The sequence below is a fragment of the Arthrobacter sp. TB 23 genome, from assembly GCF_000294595.1.
In the GTDB taxonomy this organism is placed as follows: domain Bacteria; phylum Actinomycetota; class Actinomycetes; order Actinomycetales; family Micrococcaceae; genus Arthrobacter_D.
In genome coordinates this window covers 7166-25018 of sequence record NZ_ALPM01000051.1, presented here as the reverse complement: position 1 = coordinate 25018, position 17853 = coordinate 7166, and the positions used below count along the sequence as shown (strand labels likewise).

Sequence of the window (17853 nt, the reverse complement as noted above, 5' to 3'; positions counted from 1 at the left end):
ATCCAACAGAAAGAGCGGCTTCCCGGCTCTCGCCCCGGGAAACCGCTCCGATCTGTGGGTCAGCGGTCGGTGTTCCGCTTCGGTCGATGCTGCCCTCCACACTGGCGGAGGCAGAGGCGGCGAGGTTCGTTGGGGAGTCCCTCCGCCGCCTCCGGCTCTAAGCTTCAGTGCTGGTGTCTGCACCGACCTGGGAATTTCTTCCTTGTAATCAACATAGGCTGCGAACCGCTTACCATCACTACGCAGGTACTACCCGACTTTTCGAAGACGCTACGTAGTTTTTTCCTTTTCTGGATCCGCCGCTACGGTGAACGCTTTCCGATGTCCTTCCGGGAGGACAATCCCAGCTTTGTGAGGACGCTTTCCACGTGCCCGTCGACCGTCCTGATCGACACTCCGTATTGCTTGGCGATCTGCTTGGCGGTCTTCCCGGCAGCGACGTCAGCGGCGATGGTTGCCTCACGCGGGGTGAGGCGGGTGGCGTGACGCAGCGACGCCAGCTGGGGGTGTAGCCGCTGAAGTTCGGGGTCGAGCCGAGCGAGCAGCTTCGAGGCACTACGCACCACCTTGCTGTTCGATCCCGGCGACTGGGTCAGCAGGACCCCCAGACAGACCGGAACCAACAGGTCCTGCCCCCGGTCGAGGCAAAACTCTGCTGCGTCAACCAGCTCGCTCACGCTTCCGGAGGCGAGCGCGGTCAGCACTGTGTGAAGGCTTTGGGCGCGCGGATCAGAAAGTCCAGCGGTACGTTCGATGGCGACGTCGACGGCGTCATCGGCGCCGATCTGCACCCGCAGGACACTCAGCTCTGCGCGAATCTGCGGATTTGCTGCCTCAACCGGGATCAGTCCGCGCTGACGCGTTGAGGCGCTGGCCGGAGCCTCACCCACCACGGCCATGTAGGCTTCGGCGAGCATCCGGCGTTCCGGCGGTCCGAGGTGGGTAAGCCTCCGGTACTCCCCCACGAAATCGCTCAGACTCGGATCGCCGATAAGCCACGCCGTATAGGTAGCAAGCGCGGCGGCGAGGGGCCTGAACTGCTTGATGTCGCGTGCCCGGAGAACCACAACAGCTGTCCTGAAGTGCGCGAGTGCGGTCAGGGGCCGTCCCCTCCGGAGCGCTGTCAGCCCCTCAACCAGCTCCCAAAACCCGGTGAACCGCTTGATCCAGGGAGCCCGGCGGGCCGTCACCTTGGTTTGGAGTGCCGCCAGCTCGTCCCAGAAGCCGCCTCCGGCCAGCAGGAACATCAGCCGGGTCACGATGTATCCGCCATGGTTGCGCAGGTGCTCATGATCGAGCACCAGGTCCAGCGCGAGGTCCAGTTCTGCTGCTGCGCCCAGGAGGTCGCCGCGCCGGTAGAGCAGCTCACCCGAGACGAGATGCCAGCAAAGCGCTTCCCGGGGATCCTGCGGCACCCCGGTTGCTTCGACCACCGGGTTCTTGGGGATGATTCCGGCGGTGAGCTGCTGCAGCTCGCGGCCCAGCCGCACGATCAGGGTGCTTTCGTAGGCCTTGCCCGCCGGGCCAGTCGCTGTGTGACGCCGGATCGCCTCGGAGAGTGCTGATGCTCCCAACCCCGTGGCGAGATTAATTTGAAAGATGAAGTGGATCACCGAGATCAGGACGTCGGATCCGGGATCGCTGAGAACGAGCCGTCGGAGGCGCGCCAGGGCGAGGTCGGTTCGGCCGTTATAGAACTCGGTGCGTGCACGCTGCACCTCTGCAGCTGCAAAGACGCCGGAGTGGTCCGCTGCAACATCGGACGGTAGCCGGCGGAGCAGGAGTTCCGCCGTGTCTGGCTGGTCGAGGCGGTTCGCCATCGTGGCAGCGGTCAGCACCTCATGGTCGTCGACGGTGACCCCGACTGACAGTTTCCACAGCACCCGGTGGATGATGCCCGGGGTGTTCGTGAGGTCGGTGAGGTGCTCGTGGACGTTCTCCCAGAGCCGTCGGGACCGGAAAGGTTCAACCTGGTGCCGGATAGCTGCGCCGAGGATGGGCGGCGCCGCGCGCAGCCAGATCGTCCCGGCATCTTCTTCCCTGGAGAGCGCACCCTCCAGCAACAAGGCGTTGACCGGGTCCACCCCCCAAAAGTGGACCGCCACCTCGACCGGTATCTGGTGGGCGAGCGCAACAGTCAGGAGAACGTCGGCTTCCTCCGGAGCATAATCGGCGATCAGGCTGAAAATGCGCTCGGCCATCCGGTCGGTCAGGCTGAGTTCACGCGGCAGGATCCAGACGCCGTCGCGCAGTTGGATCAGGTCCTTCAGTTCGCCGTCCCGGGTCACCATTTCCAGCAGGACCGGACTCCCACCGATGACGTCGCAGACCAGGGTGCTGGACAACATCGGGAGGGTGGCTCCCAGGATGGAATCGAAGTACTCCCTGACGTCGGCGGCGGTCAGCACCGGGATGTGAACCTCCTCGATAAAACCGTCAGCAAGGACGAGTTCCAGGTCCAGCGGTAGCTTGCTGCGGGGGCCGCTCCGGATCAGCAAGCCGACCGAGGGCGACTCGGCGAGCCTGGTCAACAGGGCGATACTCGCCGAATCGAGATGCTCCGGTCCACGCACCACCACAACACAGCTCCGCCCCCCAGTCAGTCGCTGGATCCGATCGCGAACCGCGGAGAGGACGTCCAGCTCCGACTCGAAGTCGATGTCCGGAGAATCCTGGAGCAAGGGTGCCAGCGGCGCGTACGGAACATCCGAAAATGACTCCGTTCCCTGCACACTGACCGTATAAAAGGGATCGGCGGACGCAAGAACGCGCGTGAGGAGGAAGTCCCCGCCGAAAACCGTCGACGTCGTGAGGAGCAGCCCCCCAGAGCGGGCGGTGACGAGTTCCCGTCCCGCGGCGTGGAGTACCTCGTCGAGGATGCTCCCTGTCAGTTTGCCGGCGGGGGACACCCTCTTCACGCACCGCCCGATTCGGCGGCGCCATCCGGTGACTGCAGCACGAGCCGCAACTGCTCGCGGGTGGAGACACCCAGTTTGCGGTAGGCGTTTTGAAGGTGGCGTTCGGCTGTCCGCGGTGAAATGCCAAGGACTGCGGCGATCTCCGAGTTCTTGCTGCGGGACATAGCGAGATCAACCACCTGACGCTCTCGGCGGGTCAGCATCGAGGTGTCCTCAGGCATGGTGGGGCGGGAATCCGAACCAGGCACCAGTACCTGCGCAGCCCGCTGGACCTCGGGTTGTTTGATCCTGCCAGCAGCCCGCGAGGCGAGAGTGGCGGCCACGGCCGACAGTCCGACGTTTCCGTGGCGGGCGGCGGCCTGCGCTGCCCGGACGAGGGTAGCTGGATCGCCGGCCAGCAGACCTTCGGCGAGGAGCCCCAACTGCCGAGCCAGTGGGCCCGACGTGTTTCGGGCGCACCGTTCGAGGCGCTTGAGGTCCAGTTCGTTGAAATGGTCAGCGAGGGCAGCCTCCGTGTCGCCTTCCCCCTGCAAGAGCACCAGGGAACCCAGCGCGAACAGCTGCAGCCCAAACAGGCCGGTGAGCTTCCTGTCCCCCGCCAATTCCTGCAACCCGGTGGCCGGTGAACGGCCTGAGCCTTGCAGGGCGAACAGGTCCGCCGACCGTTGGATAAACCAGGCGAACAGGTCAGCGGGACGCGCCGCACTACGATCTCCGGCGATGACGCCGTCCCGCGACTCTCGGGAGATCAGGCGTGGGAGCGACAGGGTCGACTGTTCGCCAAACAACAAGCGGCCTGGCCGTCGCAGTACGTGCTGGGAGAGCATGTCAGTGAGCACCCGCCACTCGCCGTTGAGGAACAGCACCCGGTAGTGGGCGGTTTCACCAAGTTCACGCACGACGGCGGACCGGACGCTCCCAGCAACGAGCCCGCATTCGATGGTCATGAGTCGTGCCCGCGCCGAGTCTCCGCACGCGGCATAGGCCTCCGCGGCCAGCATTGTGACCAGGTAGCGGGCGTCCGAACCCGAAGGAAAACTGTTCGCGCGGAAGACGTACAACAGGGCGGGGTAGTTGCCGGTCCGCCGGTGAATCAGCAGCTGCCGCAGCGGGTCCTCGGTCAGCTGCTCCGGGTCCTCATCCCAGGCCACATCATCGGCTGCGAAGACAGACCGGACCAGTTGGCTGATTGCCGCGTCATCGACGGCTGGTGCGGTCGACGCCTCCGGCGCGTCGGCCTGACCATCCAGGGCACGCCGGCCCTCCTCCACCTGCCCGAGGAACCAGTGGGCTTCCGCTTGCACCCGGGCCGAGAGTTCAGTCTTCCGTTTCACGGCGGAAACCAGATCGAGGGCGATGCGGGGGGAATAGGCGCGCATCGCGTCGTCGGCGGCGTTCAGGAGGGCCGTGTCATTGACCTCGATTCCGCGTTGGAGCGCCCAAACAATGTTCGCGCCCGGTGGGCGTACCCCTCGGAGGGCCATCCCGGGCTCCACGATTTCGGTCCAGATCTGACGGCTTCTGGCGTCCCCCAGAGTCTGCCGCAGAATGTGGGCCAGCCCTTTGCTATGCAGCCAGTAGGTGTTTCCGCCGTCGCGGGCATCCACCATGCCTTCGCGCTGCAGGTGTTCGAGTGCCCGCATATCGCAGTGACGTGCCAGCACATCAATGTGGACTGATCCGGCCGCAGCAAGTACTTCCAATGCGGCGCGTTCATCGGCGTTGAGCCGCGATTGCAGCACCGCCAGGCCGCTGCGCAATGAGCTACTGGTGAAGGGCTCGGCGTAGTGGGCGGTGGTGCGCCAGAGTCCGTCGACGTGTGCAATGTTGCCGTTCTCGCGACCATGCGCGGCGAGCATGGTCAGAATCCTTGCATTGCCTCTGGAATGGGCGTGCAGCGAGTTAACAACCGACGTCGAGACCTCGCCCCCGAGGAAGCGCTCGATAACCTCCCTACCCTCGGCAACCGATAGCGAGGAAAGGGTGAGGGCTTCCATGGTGCGGCTGTTGACGGCCGCGCGAAGTTCGGGGGTGTCCTCGACCCGGTTGCAGGACACCAGGAGGGTTACCGAGGGCATCTCCAGCAGCATGGTGCACATGGCCCTGCTCTGCGGGTCGAGGAAATCGAAATTATCGATCAGGAGAATCACCGGGCGTTCGACGGCCAGCTTCCTCAGCCGCAGGGCGAGCTGGGCGAACATCACGGCCGGGTGTGGGACCGTACCTGGACGGACCCTGACCAGGTCTGCGAGCGCCAGGTATGCGGTCTTGGTGCCTCGGGGGGTTCCGCGGAGGCGCACAATGGTTCGGTCAGACTCAAGCGACCGGGCAGCGATCTTCAGGGACTCCGTTTTTCCGGAACCGAATTGGCCTTCGACGACCACCGACACTCCGCGACGAAGCAGCACCTCCAGTTGCGTAAGCAACTGGCCGCGGGTTCTGTCCCCAGTCATACCTATCCCCAATGTGGCGAGTGTGGAAATGGGAACTGGCAACTACTACCGCCTCGTCACACACCATCCCGAACACCCGCCAGGGCGCAGGGAATCGTATAGTCTTCCGCTTCTGCAGCCACTGGTTACCCGGCCCATCTCATCTTGAGGGCGACTGACTCCCAACAGTCACCCCGATGATGAGATTGCCACAGGTTAGCACTTGCCGCCGCGGTTTGGTACCCCTGGTGGCGGTTTTGCTACCGGCTGGCGGCGGCGATTAGGCGCTGACCCGACTAGATGGAGTATTCGGGGGCGGCCCAGACGATGACTTCAGGGTGCTCGTAGAACCGGTAGCCCTGCCCCCTGACCGTTCGGACGGTGTTCGCGAGCCGCCCCAGCTTGGAGCGAAGACGGCGAATGTGGACGTCGATAGTGCGCTCGTTGGGCACCTCTTCGGCATTGCGCCACAGCCCACTGAGAAGTTCCTCACGGCCAACTGTCCGGGTCGCGTTTTCGACCAGGTAGTTGAGGAGTTCGAACTCCTTGAAAGTGAGGTTGAGCGTGTCGCCGTCGAGGTGAACCTCTCGCCGGGACAGGTCGATAAGGACACCCGTGGGTCGCGGTGCGGCAGGCTGGGCCGCCTGAGCGGGGACGCGCCGGGTAACTGTGGGGTCGCCGAGAGCCTGCCGGACGACGTCGATATCGCTTCCCACGGCGTCGGCGGGTGCCAGCGCCACAGCAGCGTGGCTTTGGGCCTCTGGGACGACGGACCGAACGTAGGCCCTGACGTCCTGGGCCAGCTTGGTCAACGTGGTGCCGCAGGTGGCAGCGATTCCCTCATCCAGTGCGACATATAGCACGAAGCCGCGCGCGGTGGTATCACCAGTCACGGACTGGGGGCCGGGCACTCCGTTCGGGGTGACCACCGGGGTGGGCGCCGTATCGGGGTGGGCGCTGTCCAGTGGGCCAGCCACGGCCTGGAGGGGGCGGTACCCGGACGCGGCCTGGTCCTGCGCCGGAACCTCGCCGTAGGGGACGAAGGAGGGGCGCGACTGGTAGGAGCGGCCCTGAAGGTTGGCGCGGCTCTGTGCGTTGCGGAGAGAGATGTGGACGTATCCGGATGCTACTGACATATATCGCTTGCCTCTACGTGAATGGCCGTCATCACGGCACGAATGCGGGGGTATGCCCGAGTCGAGATGGCTTCAATGGAGCCCGCCGTTGGGCTAGGAGTGCGTAAGGGGTGTGGGTAAGCCGTTACGCGTGCATTCGACACCAGCGCGTGGCACTCGCAGGCTGTGCGCCTGCGGTTGATGCTGCAGCTGGAGATGCCGATGAGTGGGTAAACACGTTACAAATTATTGCACGTCACATTCCTTTACGCGCAAGTAACAATGGTTTGGGGTGCGGCCAGTCGCCCTTTTCCCGCTGCGATTCCGCCGGTGCGGACCGGATTCCCCGGGCACAACGCCGTCGCACACAGGCTCACCGAACGCGAAATCGGTCAACGACGACGTCGACGGCGGCGCCCCCACGCAGCTGCCGCCATCGAGGCCGCGACTAGCCGACGACGCCGTACAGGCGGTCTCCCGCGTCACCCAGTCCGGGCACAATGTAGGCATTTTCGTTGAGCTTCTCGTCAATGGAGGCCAGCACGATGGTCACGTTGGCGTCCTCGAGCTCGGCCTGCAGTGCGGCAAGGCCCTCGGGTGCGGCGAGGAGGCAGATGCAGGTGACATCGGCGGCGCCGCGTTTGAACAGGAACTTGATCGCTTCGCGCAGGGTGCCGCCGGTGGCGAGCATCGGGTCGAGGACGAAAATCTGGCGGCCGGTGAGGTCGTCGGGCAGCCGTTCCGCGTAGGTGATGGCCTCGAGGGTCTCCTCGTTGCGGGCCATGCCCAGGAAACCCACCTCGGCGGTGGGAACCAACCGGGTCATGCCTTCCAGCATGCCCAGGCCAGCACGAAGAATGGGGACGACGAGGGGGGTGGGCTTCACCAACCCCGTCCCGATCGCGGTAGTCACCGGCGTTTCGATCTCGACGGGCTCCACCCGGACATTGCGGGTTGCCTCGTAGGCGAGCAGCGTCACCAGTTCCTCGGTCAACTGCCGGAACACGGGCGATGCCGTGTCCTTGTCCCGGAGGACGGTGAGTTTGTGGGCTACAAGGGGATGATCTACAACCAGTACGCGCATAGCTCAAAAGTATCATTGGGGGCATGCCGCCAAACCCCCTCGGAACCGACCCGCTCCTTTCCCAGTGGATGGGCCTCGCACTGGATGCTGCACACCGCGCCCTGGAGACGGCGGATGTGCCGATTGGCGCCGTCGTCGTCGCCGCAGATGGCACGGTACTGGGGACCGGCTGGAATGAGCGTGAAGCGACCGGGGATCCGACAGCCCACGCCGAGGTGCTGGCCTTGCGCCGTGCCGCGGCGACCACCGGCAACTGGCGGCTGGACGGGTGCACCCTGGTGGTCACCCTCGAGCCGTGCGCCATGTGCGCCGGCGCCTCGGTGCTGGCACGCGTCCCGCGCGTCGCGTTCGGGGCATGGGACCTCAAGGCGGGCGCGGCAGGGTCGGTTTTTGATGTGCTGCGGGAACGACGGCTCAACCATTGGACCGAGGTTGTGCCCGGGATCCGCGAAGACGAGTGTGCCGAGTTGCTGAAGGACTTTTTCACCGCCCAGCGCAACGAACGGTGACACCGTCGGGCAGTGCCAGCGGATTTCGCTGGAGGCTAAGCCGGTATCGCTGACCTGAGGTACTGCGTAGGCTGACTAAATCCGGTAAGCCGCATAGTTAAAAGGAGCACTTGATGACCTCGCAGCAGGATGGCATGAAGGAACTACACAAGGTTTTGAAGGATGCAGACATCGCAATCCTGACCACCATCAACGGTGAGGGCCAGCTGGTCAGCCGCCCGCTCGCCGTGCAGAAGGCCGAGTTCGACGGCGATCTGTGGTTCTTCACGGAGGACCCCTCGCCGAAGGCCGCGGAAATCCGCACCAATCCGCAGGTGAACGTGTCAATCAGCAGCGGCAAGGGCTACGTATCGATCACGGGCACCGCGTCGCTGACCAAGGACCGCGCCAAGATCGACGAGCTGTGGAGTGCTTCGGTGGAGCCGTGGTTCGAGAACGGCAAGGACGACACCTCGGTGGCCCTGATCAAGGTCGACGCCGATACCGCCGAATACTGGACCCTGAATTCCCCGAAGATCGTCTCGGCTTTCAAGATCGCCAAGGGTCTGGTGACCGGTGAGCGCGCCGATCCAGGCAAGAACGACGTCGTCGATCTCTAGCGTTTTGGGGCTTGGGCCCGCCAACCGGTAAAGTAACTGCGTTGGTGACGTGTCCGAGCGGCCGAAGGTGCAACACTCGAAATGTTGTTTGGTGAAAGCCAACGTGGGTTCAAATCCCACCGTCACCGCGAGTGAGTAAGGCCCCGGTTCCCTTGTAAACAAAGGGAACCGGGGCCTTACCTGTTTCCGGTGGGCGTACGCTGCCCTCGAAACGGGTTCGTCAGCTCGGGGAAAGCAGCCGTTCCCTCAGGCCCTTCACCCGGACGTGGATGTCGTCGCGGACCAGTACCATCCGGTCACGCCCTTCGATACCGCGCAGGGAAGGTTCATCGGTTTCCCAGATTTCCACCTCAACGCCTTGGACTGCAGGGACCTTTGCTTCCCCGCCGAGAACCACGACGAGCCCGGCGGCACGCATGTCCTCCTCGGTCAACAGGGTGGGCTGCTCCGCTGAAATGTCAACACCGAGGTCTGCAAGAACCTCAGCCGAGAGTGCGTTGATGGCGGTTCCGGGTTTGGTGCCAGCAGAACTGACTGAGATCCCGTCACCTGCTTCCAACCTCATGAGGCCTGCGGCCAGCTGGGATTTGCCGCCGTTCTTGACACATACGAACAGCACTGATGGCTTCATAGGTACCGGTGTTTTTCCGTCGGGATCGGTCATCGCGCCTCACTCTTTGTGTTTGCACCCTGAGAGGGCGGCTTCATTCGATGGCGCTAGACTACGTGACGACATCGACAGTTGTCGATGTCTGGTGCGGGGGTCGACCCGTCTACCGCGCCCGCCGGATGCGGAATGGCCCTTTGGCCGTCGAGGGATCGACCACTGAGCCTGCCTGGGTGATCTGAACCTCGCCGGCAGCGACCAGCCTCCGGGCCGCCCGTCGCGCGGGCTCCTCCAGGCGAGACCAGTCATCGCCGCCCACCGCACGCGCTGCATCGGAAGGGTAGATGGTCGGCGCCGCAGCCAGCAGGCTAAGGATTTTGGCTTCCAGTTCCTGATCGGTGGGGGTGACCCCCCGGCGTCGACAGGCGGCCGAGCAGTAGCGCACCTCAGCCCAATTCGCCGCCCATTTGGCCCGCCACTCCATCCGTCGCCCGCAGGACACGCAGGTCTTGTCGTCGGGTTCCTGCGTGCTTCCGCGCTGTCGGTGGGCCATAACTTCATTGTCCCCGAGACGCAGGGGCACCCTTGTAGGGTGTCACCTGTGGCTATGCGGATTCTGGCGGTAGGTAAGAAGCACGAGGCGTGGGTCAGTGACGGCATCGCGCGTTACGAGAAGCGCCTCAAGAAACCCTTCGACCTGAGCTGGCAGCTCATTCCCCACTCGGCCCGGGAGAACGACGCCGCCCGCCGCGAAGAATCCGAACGGCTCCTCGCGAAACTCACGGCCAACGACTTCGTCATCCTGCTCGACGAACGCGGCAAAGCCCTCGATTCCCCCGGCCTGGCCCGGACCCTCCAACAGCCCATCGACAACGCCCGGACTGTGATTTTGATCATCGGCGGCGCATACGGGGTTGACCCGTCAGTCCACAGTCGCGCCAACCTGGTGTGGTCGCTTTCCCCCCTGGTCTTTCCGCACCAGCTGGTCCGGCTGATCCTCGCCGAACAGTTGTACCGCGCGCAGGAGATCGCAGCCGGGCGCCCCTATCACCACGAGTAGCACCCTCACCAAGCCGTCCCCCACCCGGCGTCGAATACCCTTGGGTAGGGCGGGTAGCCCTTCAGCCGTAGTACGAGTGCGGACAACCACTGGACCTGAGGGAGGATCATGAGCGGCGCACCGGCTTCGCATCGCCTGGCCCGCTCCTCGGTGACTTCAGCAGTTGTCCTCGCCCTTGCTGCCGGGGCGCACGTTATTGGTGGGGGAAACCTCCCAGCCCCGTTGATCGTTGCCGTGCTGGGGTCGGCAACGCTCTTGGCAGTGACAGTCATCTCCAAAAAAGCATTATCGCTACCCGCCCTCCTTCTCGTTCTCGCTCTGGGGCAATGGCTCCTGCACCACGCGTTCAGTCTGACGTCGACGACGGCGGCCTGCGTCACCGCACCCGCCACCCACTACGCCGTCCAGGCGGTCAACTGCATGCCGAATGGTGCGCACGCGCACCCCGCCGCCGCGCACACCGACCTCTGGATGCTCACACTCCACGGCGTCGCCGTCGCCGCCACCGGGTTCATGCTCCACCGGGGCGAATACGCCCTGCACCTGGCAGCCGCCTGGCTCGTACCACTACTCCGACTGCCCGACGTCGTCATCGGCGTCCCAGTCCCACGAATGGCCCTGTTCCCGCCGGCACCGGCGCTCCGTTCGGTACGCGCCCTGCGCGACACTCCCGCGCTCCGGGGGCCACCGCACCTGCCCGCCCCCGTCTTGCTGCCTGCCTGAACCTTGTTGCCACGGGGGCAACCGCCTCATCACAACACCCACTTTTCGCTGACCCTGCGAGCGTTGTGCGCCCGGGCAGCATCCTGAAAGGCATTCCCATGAACGCTTCATCACGCCGGACCGTCACCACCTCGGCACTCGCCGTTACCACCGCGGGCCTCATGGCCCTCGGTCTGGGTACGGCCTCAGCCCACGTCAATGTGAGCCCAGCCAGCACCACTGCGGGCGGCTACACGCAACTCAACTTCTCGGTACCCAGCGAATCGGACACGGCCCTGACCGAGAAAGTTGAGGTCCAGCTGCCCACCGATAACCCCTTCACCTCGGTGCGTGCCAAACCGGTAGAGGGCTGGACCGCCGAGGTCGTCCGCGGCGAGCTTCCCGAGCCCGTCGAGGTCGACGGCGCCACCATCACCGAGGGCGCCCTGTCAGTGGTGTGGACCGCGGACAGCGAAGGGGACTCGCTGTCCGCCGACGAGTACCAGGTCTTCTCGCTGTCAGTGGGGCGGCTACCCGAGGCCGGAACCACTGTCACGCTGCCTGCCATCCAGACGTACTCCGATGGCAGTGTGTCCAGCTGGGATGAGGTAGCCGAGGAAGGTGCCGAGGAACCCGAAAGCCCGGCACCCTCCTTCGTCACCACCGCCGAGACCGAGGAAGGCGGGCACGGCCACGACGCGTCAGCCACCGACGAGGCCGACGCCGCCGATACTGAGCAGGCTTCCACCACCGAATCAACGGCAACCCAGCCCGTGATTTGGGTGGCACTGGCCGCCGGCCTGCTCGGTCTGGCAGCGGGCGTCTTGGCCCTGGTCCGGACCCGCGGCGCCAAATAGCAGTCGGTAACGATCCCTGCGTCAATCGGTCGTCTCATGAGTGCGACCGATTGACGCAGGGGCAATCACCGGCGAAGGTGAGTCCATGGGTATCCACACACGCACTTCGTCCAAAGCCGCTGCCGTCCTCGCGGCCATCAGTTCCATCGCGTTGGTTGCGGGATGTGGTGCGTCCAGTTCCACCGAGCAGGAATCGACGCCCGCTCCGGAAGCCACCACCTCCGCCGCTCCGACCACGGCACCGACCGAGGAAGCCAGCGAATCCCCCTCCCCGGAGGCTTCAGCCACCCCGACCGAAGAAGCGTCGGAAGAGCCCACCGCAGCCGAGCCCGAGGACGACGGGAGCTGCACCGCTGCCGATTTGGCCGCCACAGTGGAAACACCGATGGGTGCTGGCAGCGCGGGTACCGCCGCACGCAACCTGATCCTCTCGAATATGTCGGACGAGGAATGCACCATGACCGGCTACCCGGGAGTGTCCTACGTCGACGCATCAGAGGCGCAGGTCGGCGCCCCCGCCGACCGGGAACCCGGAGTGGAGTCCCCCACCGTGGTGTTGGCGCCGGGCCAGTCCGCCATCGCCACCCTGCAACAGACCAATGCCCAGAATTACGGTGACGGCTGCAGCATCACCGAAACCACCGGTGTCAGGGTCTACCCACCGGGTGCCACCGACTCGCTGATCGCGGTCCAGGAATCGGTTGGCTGCGCGGCCGAGGACATCATCCTCATGACCGTTGGCCCTGTCACCGCCATGTAGCCCAGATACTGCCGGGAACCAGTCTTAGCGGAAGACTGGCGATCGTGAGTCAGTGGTGCCGTCCGATGCCCGACGCTCGCTGAATAATAGGTGCCTCAACCGTCCAGCGGCGAGGGCGAAAATCGCTGCGGTGAGGAGCTGGAGCGTCAAGGTCAACCAGGTCTGCTGGCCAACGACGGCGGCGACGCCGGCCAGCGCCGCGAAGGCTCCGGCGGTCACCATTACCCGACCCCGTTCCAGCAGTCCGTAGGTGACCAGACCCGCGCCCAGAACGATCCAGCCGCCAAGCCCCCGGAGCGCTTCGATTGATCCGCCGAGCAGCGCCGCGAGTTCCAGAACCACCGCCAGAATCAGGTAGGTGCCCGAGTTGGCGTTGATCGCTGGCGGGTTGCGCACCAGCCAGGGCGCCGCCAACAGGATGAGGATCAGGGTCGCCACCACAAAGTAGGCTGCCACGGCGCCAGTGTTTTCACCGGCGATCAGGCTGGCCACCGCACCGCCCAGAAAAAGAGCAGACACACCGGCCATCGGAACCCAGTTGTTTCCTACCTGGCCTCTCATGGGTGAGCCTTTCCTGCTGCAGTTGGGGCGTTCTACCTTGAAAGCTACCCTCCATTTGGCCGCGGTGCGGGAGCCTCGGCCCGCTGCGTCGCAAAATGTCAGTCGCCTGAGAGATGATGAATCGGTGACATCGGTGTTGGATAAGTTCACTCCCGCAACCCATCAGTGGTTTGCCGGAGCCTTTGCCGCGCCCACCTCCGCGCAGGAGGGGGCCTGGAACGCCATTTCGGCGGGCTCGAACGCCCTGGTCATTGCGCCGACGGGTTCCGGGAAAACCCTGGCAGCGTTCCTGTGGGCGCTGGACAAGTTCATCGCCGCCGGCGCGGCCGAGGAGGCACCGGCCACCAAGGGAGTACCCGCGAAGAAGCGCGGCACCAGGGTCTTGTACATCTCGCCGTTGAAGGCGCTCGGCGTCGACGTCGAACGTAACCTGCGTGCCCCCATGATCGGTATCACCCAGACTGCCAAACGGCTGGGCCTTCCAGCGCCGTCAATCACTGTGGGAGTGCGATCCGGTGACACCTCCCAGGCGGATCGCCGCGCCCTGCTGACCCGGCCACCCGACATCCTCATCACCACCCCCGAATCCTTGTTCCTCATGCTGACGTCCAAGGCGCGGGAGACCCTCACCGACGTCGATACGGTCATCGTCGACGAGGTCCACGCGGTGGCCGGTTCCAAACGGGGAGCGCACCTCGCGGTGTCCCTCGCCCGGCTGGATGCCCTGCTGGAGAAACCCGTGCAGCGGATCGGGCTCTCAGCAACAGTAGAACCGCAGGAGACCGTCGCCCGGTTCCTGGGCGGCAACGCTCCAGTTGAGATCGTCGCGCCGCCGTCGAAAAAACAGTGGGACCTGACCGTCACTGTGCCGGTGGAGGATATGACCGAGCTCGGCGGGCCGCCGACGCGGAACGACGACGACGACGCGTACGGCGCCGAAGCTGTCCCGCAGGGCAGCATCTGGCCGCACGTCGAGGAGAAGATCGTTGACCTGATCCAGGCCAACCGCTCCACGATCGTGTTTGCCAACTCCCGCAGGCTCGCCGAACGCCTCACCGCCCGCCTCAACGAGATCCACGCCGAACGGCTGGAAGCGGCGGCACTGCGGGCAGCACCGGCTGAGGACTCAGCGCCGAAGGCAGGCACCGGGACAGGCCAGCGCGCCGAGAAGGCTCCGGCGGACCAGGCGACCCAGTCACCACCGGCCCAGCTGATGGGCCAGGCCGGCCAGACTGACGGCTCAGAGCCCCTCCTGGCCCGCGCACACCACGGGTCGGTATCGAAAGACCAGCGGGCGCTGATCGAGGATGACCTTAAATCCGGGCGGCTGCGTTGCGTGGTGGCGACGTCCTCGCTTGAACTGGGAATCGATATGGGTGCAGTGGACCTGGTGGTCCAGGTGGAGTCACCCTTCTCGGTGGCGAGCGGACTGCAGCGGGTGGGCCGTGCCGGGCACCAGGTGGGCGAAGTCTCGCAGGGTGTGCTCTTCCCCAAACACCGGGGAGACCTGGTAAACACCGCCGTTACCGTGGAGCGGATGCTCGCCGGGAAAATCGAGCCGCTGTACATCCCCGCCAACCCGCTGGACATCCTGGCGCAGCAAACGGTGGCAGCGGCAGCCCTGGGCACCATCGATGTGGAGGAGTGGTTCGACGTCGTCCGCCGCTCCGCCCCCTTCGCCACCCTCCCCCGATCTGCGTTTGATGCCACCCTCGACCTGTTGGCGGGGCGCTACCCCTCCGACGAGTTCGCTGAGCTGCGGCCCCGGATCATCTGGGACCGGGTGGAAGGCACCATCACCGGGAGGCCCGGCGCCCAGCGGCTAGCGGTCACGTCTGGTGGCACCATCCCCGACCGGGGGCTCTTCGGCGTTTTCCTGGTCGGTTCAGCCGAACCCGGCACCGGGGGGAAACAGGGCGGCCGTCGGGTCGGGGAACTCGACGAGGAAATGGTCTACGAGTCGCGGGTGGGTGACGTGTTTGCGCTCGGCGCCACCAGCTGGCGGATCGAGGACATCACCCACGACCGGGTGCTGGTCTCCCCCGCGTTCGGGCAGCCGGGCCGGTTGCCGTTCTGGAAGGGCGATTCCCTGGGCCGACCGGTGGAACTTGGCCGCGCGATCGGCGGATTTGTCCGCGAAACCTCTGTTGCCTCCCCCGAGGACGCGCAGGCGCGGTGCAAAGCGATCGGTCTCGATGACTGGGCGTCGGGAAACCTCCTGACCTACCTCGCCGAACAGCGTGCGGCCACCGAGATTGTCCCGAACGACCGCACCCTGGTGGTTGAACGGTTCCACGACGAACTCGGCGACTGGCGGGTGATCCTGCATAGCCCCTTCGGCATGCCGGTGCACGCCCCCTGGGCGCTCGCCGTCGGGGCGCGCCTCGAGCAGCGTTACGGCATGGACGGCTCGGCGATGGCCTCCGATGACGGGATCGTGCTGCGGGTGCCCTTGATGGATGATGAGCCGCCGGGTGCTGAGTTGTTCCTCTTCGACGCGGAGGAACTTGATGGCATCGTCACCACCGAGGTGGGCGGTTCGGCCCTGTTCGCCTCACGGTTCCGCGAGTGTGCTGCCCGCGCCCTCCTGCTGCCCCGGCAAAACCCCGGGAAACGCTCCCCACTCTGGCAGCAGCGGCAACGTTCGGCGCAGCTGCTCGACGTTGCGCGGAAGTACCCCACGTTCCCGATCGTCCTGGAGACGGTCCGCGAGTGCCTGCAGGACGTCTATGACCTGCCCGCGCTGAAGGACATCGCTGCCAGCATCGAGCGCCGGGAACTGCGCATAGTCGAAACGACCACCTCCCAGCCGTCTCCGTTCGCCCGATCCATGCTGTTTGGTTACGTAGCGTCCTTTCTCTACGAGGGCGATTCCCCGCTCGCCGAGCGCCGCGCCGCCGCCCTGTCATTGGATCCCACTCTCCTCAACGAGCTGCTCGGTCGCGCGGAACTGCGTGAACTGCTGGACCCGCAGGTCATTGCCACCACTGAAAGTGAACTGCAGCGCCTCGCACCGGACCGGACCGTGCGTGGTCTTGAAGGCGTCGCCGACCTCCTGCGGCTCCTCGGCCCGCTCACCACGCAGGAGGTAGCTGACCGGTTCCAGCCTCCTGAGGAGTCCGTCGCTACCCCAGCTGTCGAACAGGTGGGGTCGCTGCTCCTGCAACTCGGTCAGGCCAACCGGGCGCTGCAGGTCTTCATCGCCGGCGAGGAACGCTGGTCGGCTGTCGAGGATGCTGCCCGCCTGCGCGACGCGCTGGGGGTCCCACTGCCGATGGGCATCCCGCTGGCCTTCATCGAACCGATGGCGGATCCGCTGGGAGACCTCGTGGGGCGCTACGCCCGCACCCATGGACCGTTCACCGCCGCCGAAACGGCGCAGCGCCTGGGCCTGGGGGTCGCCGTGGTGTTGACTGCCCTGCAGCGCCTCGCCGCAGACGGCCGGGTGGTCGAAGGTGAGTTCCGCCCGGTTGCCTCACTCCCCGAGAACACCCCCGCGTCCTCCCACACTGCGGCGCCCAGCGAATGGTGCGACGTCGAGGTGCTGCGTCGGCTCCGCCGTCGGTCCCTGGCCGCGCTGCGGCAGGAAGTGGAACCGGTGGACCCCGCAGCCTACGGCAGGTTCCTTCCCGCCTGGCAGCACGTCGGTTCCTCCCTCCGCGGGCTGGACGGGGTGGCCACCGTGGTCGACCAACTCTCGGGGGTTCCCATTCCGGCGTCGGCGTGGGAGCCGCTCATCCTCGCCTCACGGGTCGCCAACTACACGCCGGCGATGCTCGACGAGCTGACCGCCACCGGGGAGGTGGTCTGGTCCGGGGCCGGGTCGCTGCCCGGCAACGACGGGTGGATTGCCCTGCACCTGGCCGAGAACGCACCACTCACCCTCAGACCCGACCCGGTGTTCGAACCATCCGCCCTGCAACTGAACCTCCTGGAGCTCCTGGACCGGGGTGGCGCCTACTTCTTCAGGCAGTTGGTCGAGTCGCTCGACTCCGAGGCGCCACGGAACGATTCCGAGGTGGTCACCGCACTCTGGGAGCTGGTGTGGGGCGGCCGGATCAGTAACGACACCTTCACCCCCGTGCGGAGTCTGCTGGCCGGCGGCAAAACCGCCCACAAGCAGCGCGCCGCCCCGCCGCGCGCCCGGTCATCGCGGGTCGGACGGCTCGGCCGGGCGCCCGGTGCGTCCCTGACCGGGTCGTCAATGCGGGTCAAGGGTAACGACGACGGCGTCCGCGGCTACCAGCGCAGCACCCCTCCCATGGCGGCCGGCCGCTGGACGGTGCTGCCGCAGGTCGAGACCGAAACCACCGTCCACGCCCATGCCACAGCCGAACTGCTGCTCGACCGGTACGGGGTGGTCACCCGCGGGTCGGTGGGCAGCGAAGGTACCCCCGGCGGGTTCGGACTGCAGTACAAAGTCCTGGCCCGGCTTGAGGAAATGGGCAGGTGCCGGCGCGGATACTTCATCGAACACCTCGGCGCCGCCCAGTTCGCCGTCCCCGCGACAGTGGACCGGTTGCGCTCGTTCGGAGCCGACGCCCAGCAGGAACGCCGCCCGGGTGAGGACCCCACCGTCGTGCGGTCCTCGATTGCCCTCGCCGCGACCGACCCGGCGAACCCCTATGGTGCGGCGCTGGCGTGGCCCG

The 17853-nt window shown here is 65.8% G+C and carries 13 protein-coding genes, 1 tRNA gene and 1 pseudogene (1 of these 15 running past the window's edge); 8 read left to right on the top strand and 7 right to left on the bottom strand.

The window, feature by feature from the left end; translation table 11 throughout:
- Positions 1 to 302: 302 nt before the first annotated feature.
- The 4 genes from B384_RS0106625 to upp all read right to left on the bottom strand — a co-directional run bounded on the left by B384_RS0106625 (position 303) and on the right by upp (position 7549).
- Complete coding sequence (locus B384_RS0106625) at positions 303 to 2918, bottom strand: helix-turn-helix transcriptional regulator (protein ID WP_156809002.1); 2616 nt, start codon at positions 2916 to 2918, stop codon at positions 303 to 305.
- Complete coding sequence (locus B384_RS0106620) at positions 2915 to 5371, bottom strand: helix-turn-helix transcriptional regulator (RefSeq protein WP_019482337.1); 2457 nt, start codon at positions 5369 to 5371, stop codon at positions 2915 to 2917. Before B384_RS0106620 ends, B384_RS0106625 begins: the two co-directional genes overlap by 4 nt.
- 275 nt (positions 5372 to 5646) lie before the next feature.
- On the bottom strand, positions 5647 to 6486 hold the full coding sequence (locus B384_RS0106615; protein WP_019482336.1) for a winged helix-turn-helix domain-containing protein: 840 nt from the start codon (positions 6484 to 6486) through the stop codon (positions 5647 to 5649).
- 427 nt (positions 6487 to 6913) lie between these two features.
- A complete protein-coding gene (gene upp / locus B384_RS0106610; protein ID WP_019482335.1) occupies positions 6914 to 7549 on the bottom strand; it encodes a uracil phosphoribosyltransferase in 636 nt (211 codons plus the stop codon).
- Between the two features lie 23 nt (positions 7550 to 7572).
- Between upp and tadA the strand changes: the two genes are divergently transcribed.
- From tadA to B384_RS0106595, 3 genes are all read left to right on the top strand, one after another.
- Entirely contained in the window at positions 7573 to 8058 is a 486-nt protein-coding gene (gene tadA / locus B384_RS0106605) for a tRNA adenosine(34) deaminase TadA (protein WP_019482334.1), read from the top strand.
- 113 nt (positions 8059 to 8171) lie between these two features.
- Positions 8172 to 8657: a pyridoxamine 5'-phosphate oxidase family protein gene (locus B384_RS0106600; protein WP_019482333.1), complete on the top strand. Its 486-nt coding sequence runs from the start codon at positions 8172 to 8174 to the stop codon at positions 8655 to 8657.
- Positions 8658 to 8700: 43 nt separating this feature from the next.
- Positions 8701 to 8785: transfer RNA gene (locus B384_RS0106595), tRNA-Ser, on the top strand.
- 92 nt (positions 8786 to 8877) lie between these two features.
- On the opposite strand, the gene B384_RS0106590 is transcribed toward B384_RS0106595, so the two are convergent.
- Together B384_RS0106590 and B384_RS0106585 are read right to left on the bottom strand one after the other, a co-directional pair.
- A complete protein-coding gene (locus tag B384_RS0106590) occupies positions 8878 to 9321 on the bottom strand; it encodes an arsenate-mycothiol transferase ArsC (RefSeq protein WP_237715250.1) in 444 nt (147 codons plus the stop codon).
- 109 nt (positions 9322 to 9430) lie between these two features.
- Entirely contained in the window at positions 9431 to 9817 is a 387-nt protein-coding gene (locus tag B384_RS0106585; RefSeq protein ID WP_019482331.1) for a DUF2256 and DUF3253 domain-containing protein, read from the bottom strand.
- A gap of 54 nt (positions 9818 to 9871) precedes the next feature.
- Between B384_RS0106585 and rlmH the strand changes: the two genes are divergently transcribed.
- From rlmH to B384_RS19630, 4 genes are all read left to right on the top strand, one after another.
- Positions 9872 to 10324: a 23S rRNA (pseudouridine(1915)-N(3))-methyltransferase RlmH gene (gene rlmH, locus B384_RS0106580; RefSeq protein WP_019482330.1), complete on the top strand. Its 453-nt coding sequence runs from the start codon at positions 9872 to 9874 to the stop codon at positions 10322 to 10324.
- Between the two features lie 108 nt (positions 10325 to 10432).
- Positions 10433 to 11047: a hypothetical protein gene (locus tag B384_RS18025; RefSeq protein WP_019482329.1), complete on the top strand. Its 615-nt coding sequence runs from the start codon at positions 10433 to 10435 to the stop codon at positions 11045 to 11047.
- Between the two features lie 98 nt (positions 11048 to 11145).
- Positions 11146 to 11883: a YcnI family copper-binding membrane protein gene (locus B384_RS0106570; protein WP_019482328.1), complete on the top strand. Its 738-nt coding sequence runs from the start codon at positions 11146 to 11148 to the stop codon at positions 11881 to 11883.
- An 85-nt stretch (positions 11884 to 11968) separates the two neighbouring features.
- A complete protein-coding gene (locus B384_RS19630) occupies positions 11969 to 12643 on the top strand; it encodes a DUF4232 domain-containing protein (RefSeq protein ID WP_019482327.1) in 675 nt (224 codons plus the stop codon).
- Positions 12644 to 12667: 24 nt separating this feature from the next.
- On the opposite strand, the gene B384_RS0106560 is transcribed toward B384_RS19630, so the two are convergent.
- Positions 12668 to 13162 (bottom strand): hypothetical protein, encoded by a 495-nt coding sequence (locus tag B384_RS0106560; protein ID WP_156809001.1) that lies wholly within the window; start codon positions 13160 to 13162, stop codon positions 12668 to 12670.
- A 148-nt stretch (positions 13163 to 13310) separates the two neighbouring features.
- Between B384_RS0106560 and B384_RS0106555 the strand changes: the two are divergent.
- Positions 13311 to 17853, top strand: a pseudogene (locus B384_RS0106555) (ATP-dependent helicase); it runs 302 nt beyond the window's last position.

Bases quoted from the DNA above. Each gene is read 5' to 3' on its own strand.
- tadA (WP_019482334.1), top strand. From the start codon at position 7,573: ATGCCGCCAAACCCCCTCGGAACCGACCCGCTCCTTTCCCAGTGGATG.
- B384_RS0106615 (WP_019482336.1), bottom strand. From the start codon at position 6,486: ATGTCAGTAGCATCCGGATACGTCCACATCTCTCTCCGCAACGCACAG.
- B384_RS0106590 (WP_237715250.1), bottom strand. From the start codon at position 9,321: ATGACCGATCCCGACGGAAAAACACCGGTACCTATGAAGCCATCAGTG.
- upp (WP_019482335.1), bottom strand. From the start codon at position 7,549: ATGCGCGTACTGGTTGTAGATCATCCCCTTGTAGCCCACAAACTCACC.
- B384_RS0106585 (WP_019482331.1), bottom strand. From the start codon at position 9,817: ATGGCCCACCGACAGCGCGGAAGCACGCAGGAACCCGACGACAAGACC.
- B384_RS18025 (WP_019482329.1), top strand. From the start codon at position 10,433: ATGAGCGGCGCACCGGCTTCGCATCGCCTGGCCCGCTCCTCGGTGACT.
- B384_RS0106620 (WP_019482337.1), bottom strand. From the start codon at position 5,371: ATGACTGGGGACAGAACCCGCGGCCAGTTGCTTACGCAACTGGAGGTG.
- B384_RS0106570 (WP_019482328.1), top strand. From the start codon at position 11,146: ATGAACGCTTCATCACGCCGGACCGTCACCACCTCGGCACTCGCCGTT.
- B384_RS19630 (WP_019482327.1), top strand. From the start codon at position 11,969: ATGGGTATCCACACACGCACTTCGTCCAAAGCCGCTGCCGTCCTCGCG.
- rlmH (WP_019482330.1), top strand. From the start codon at position 9,872: ATGCGGATTCTGGCGGTAGGTAAGAAGCACGAGGCGTGGGTCAGTGAC.
- B384_RS0106600 (WP_019482333.1), top strand. From the start codon at position 8,172: ATGACCTCGCAGCAGGATGGCATGAAGGAACTACACAAGGTTTTGAAG.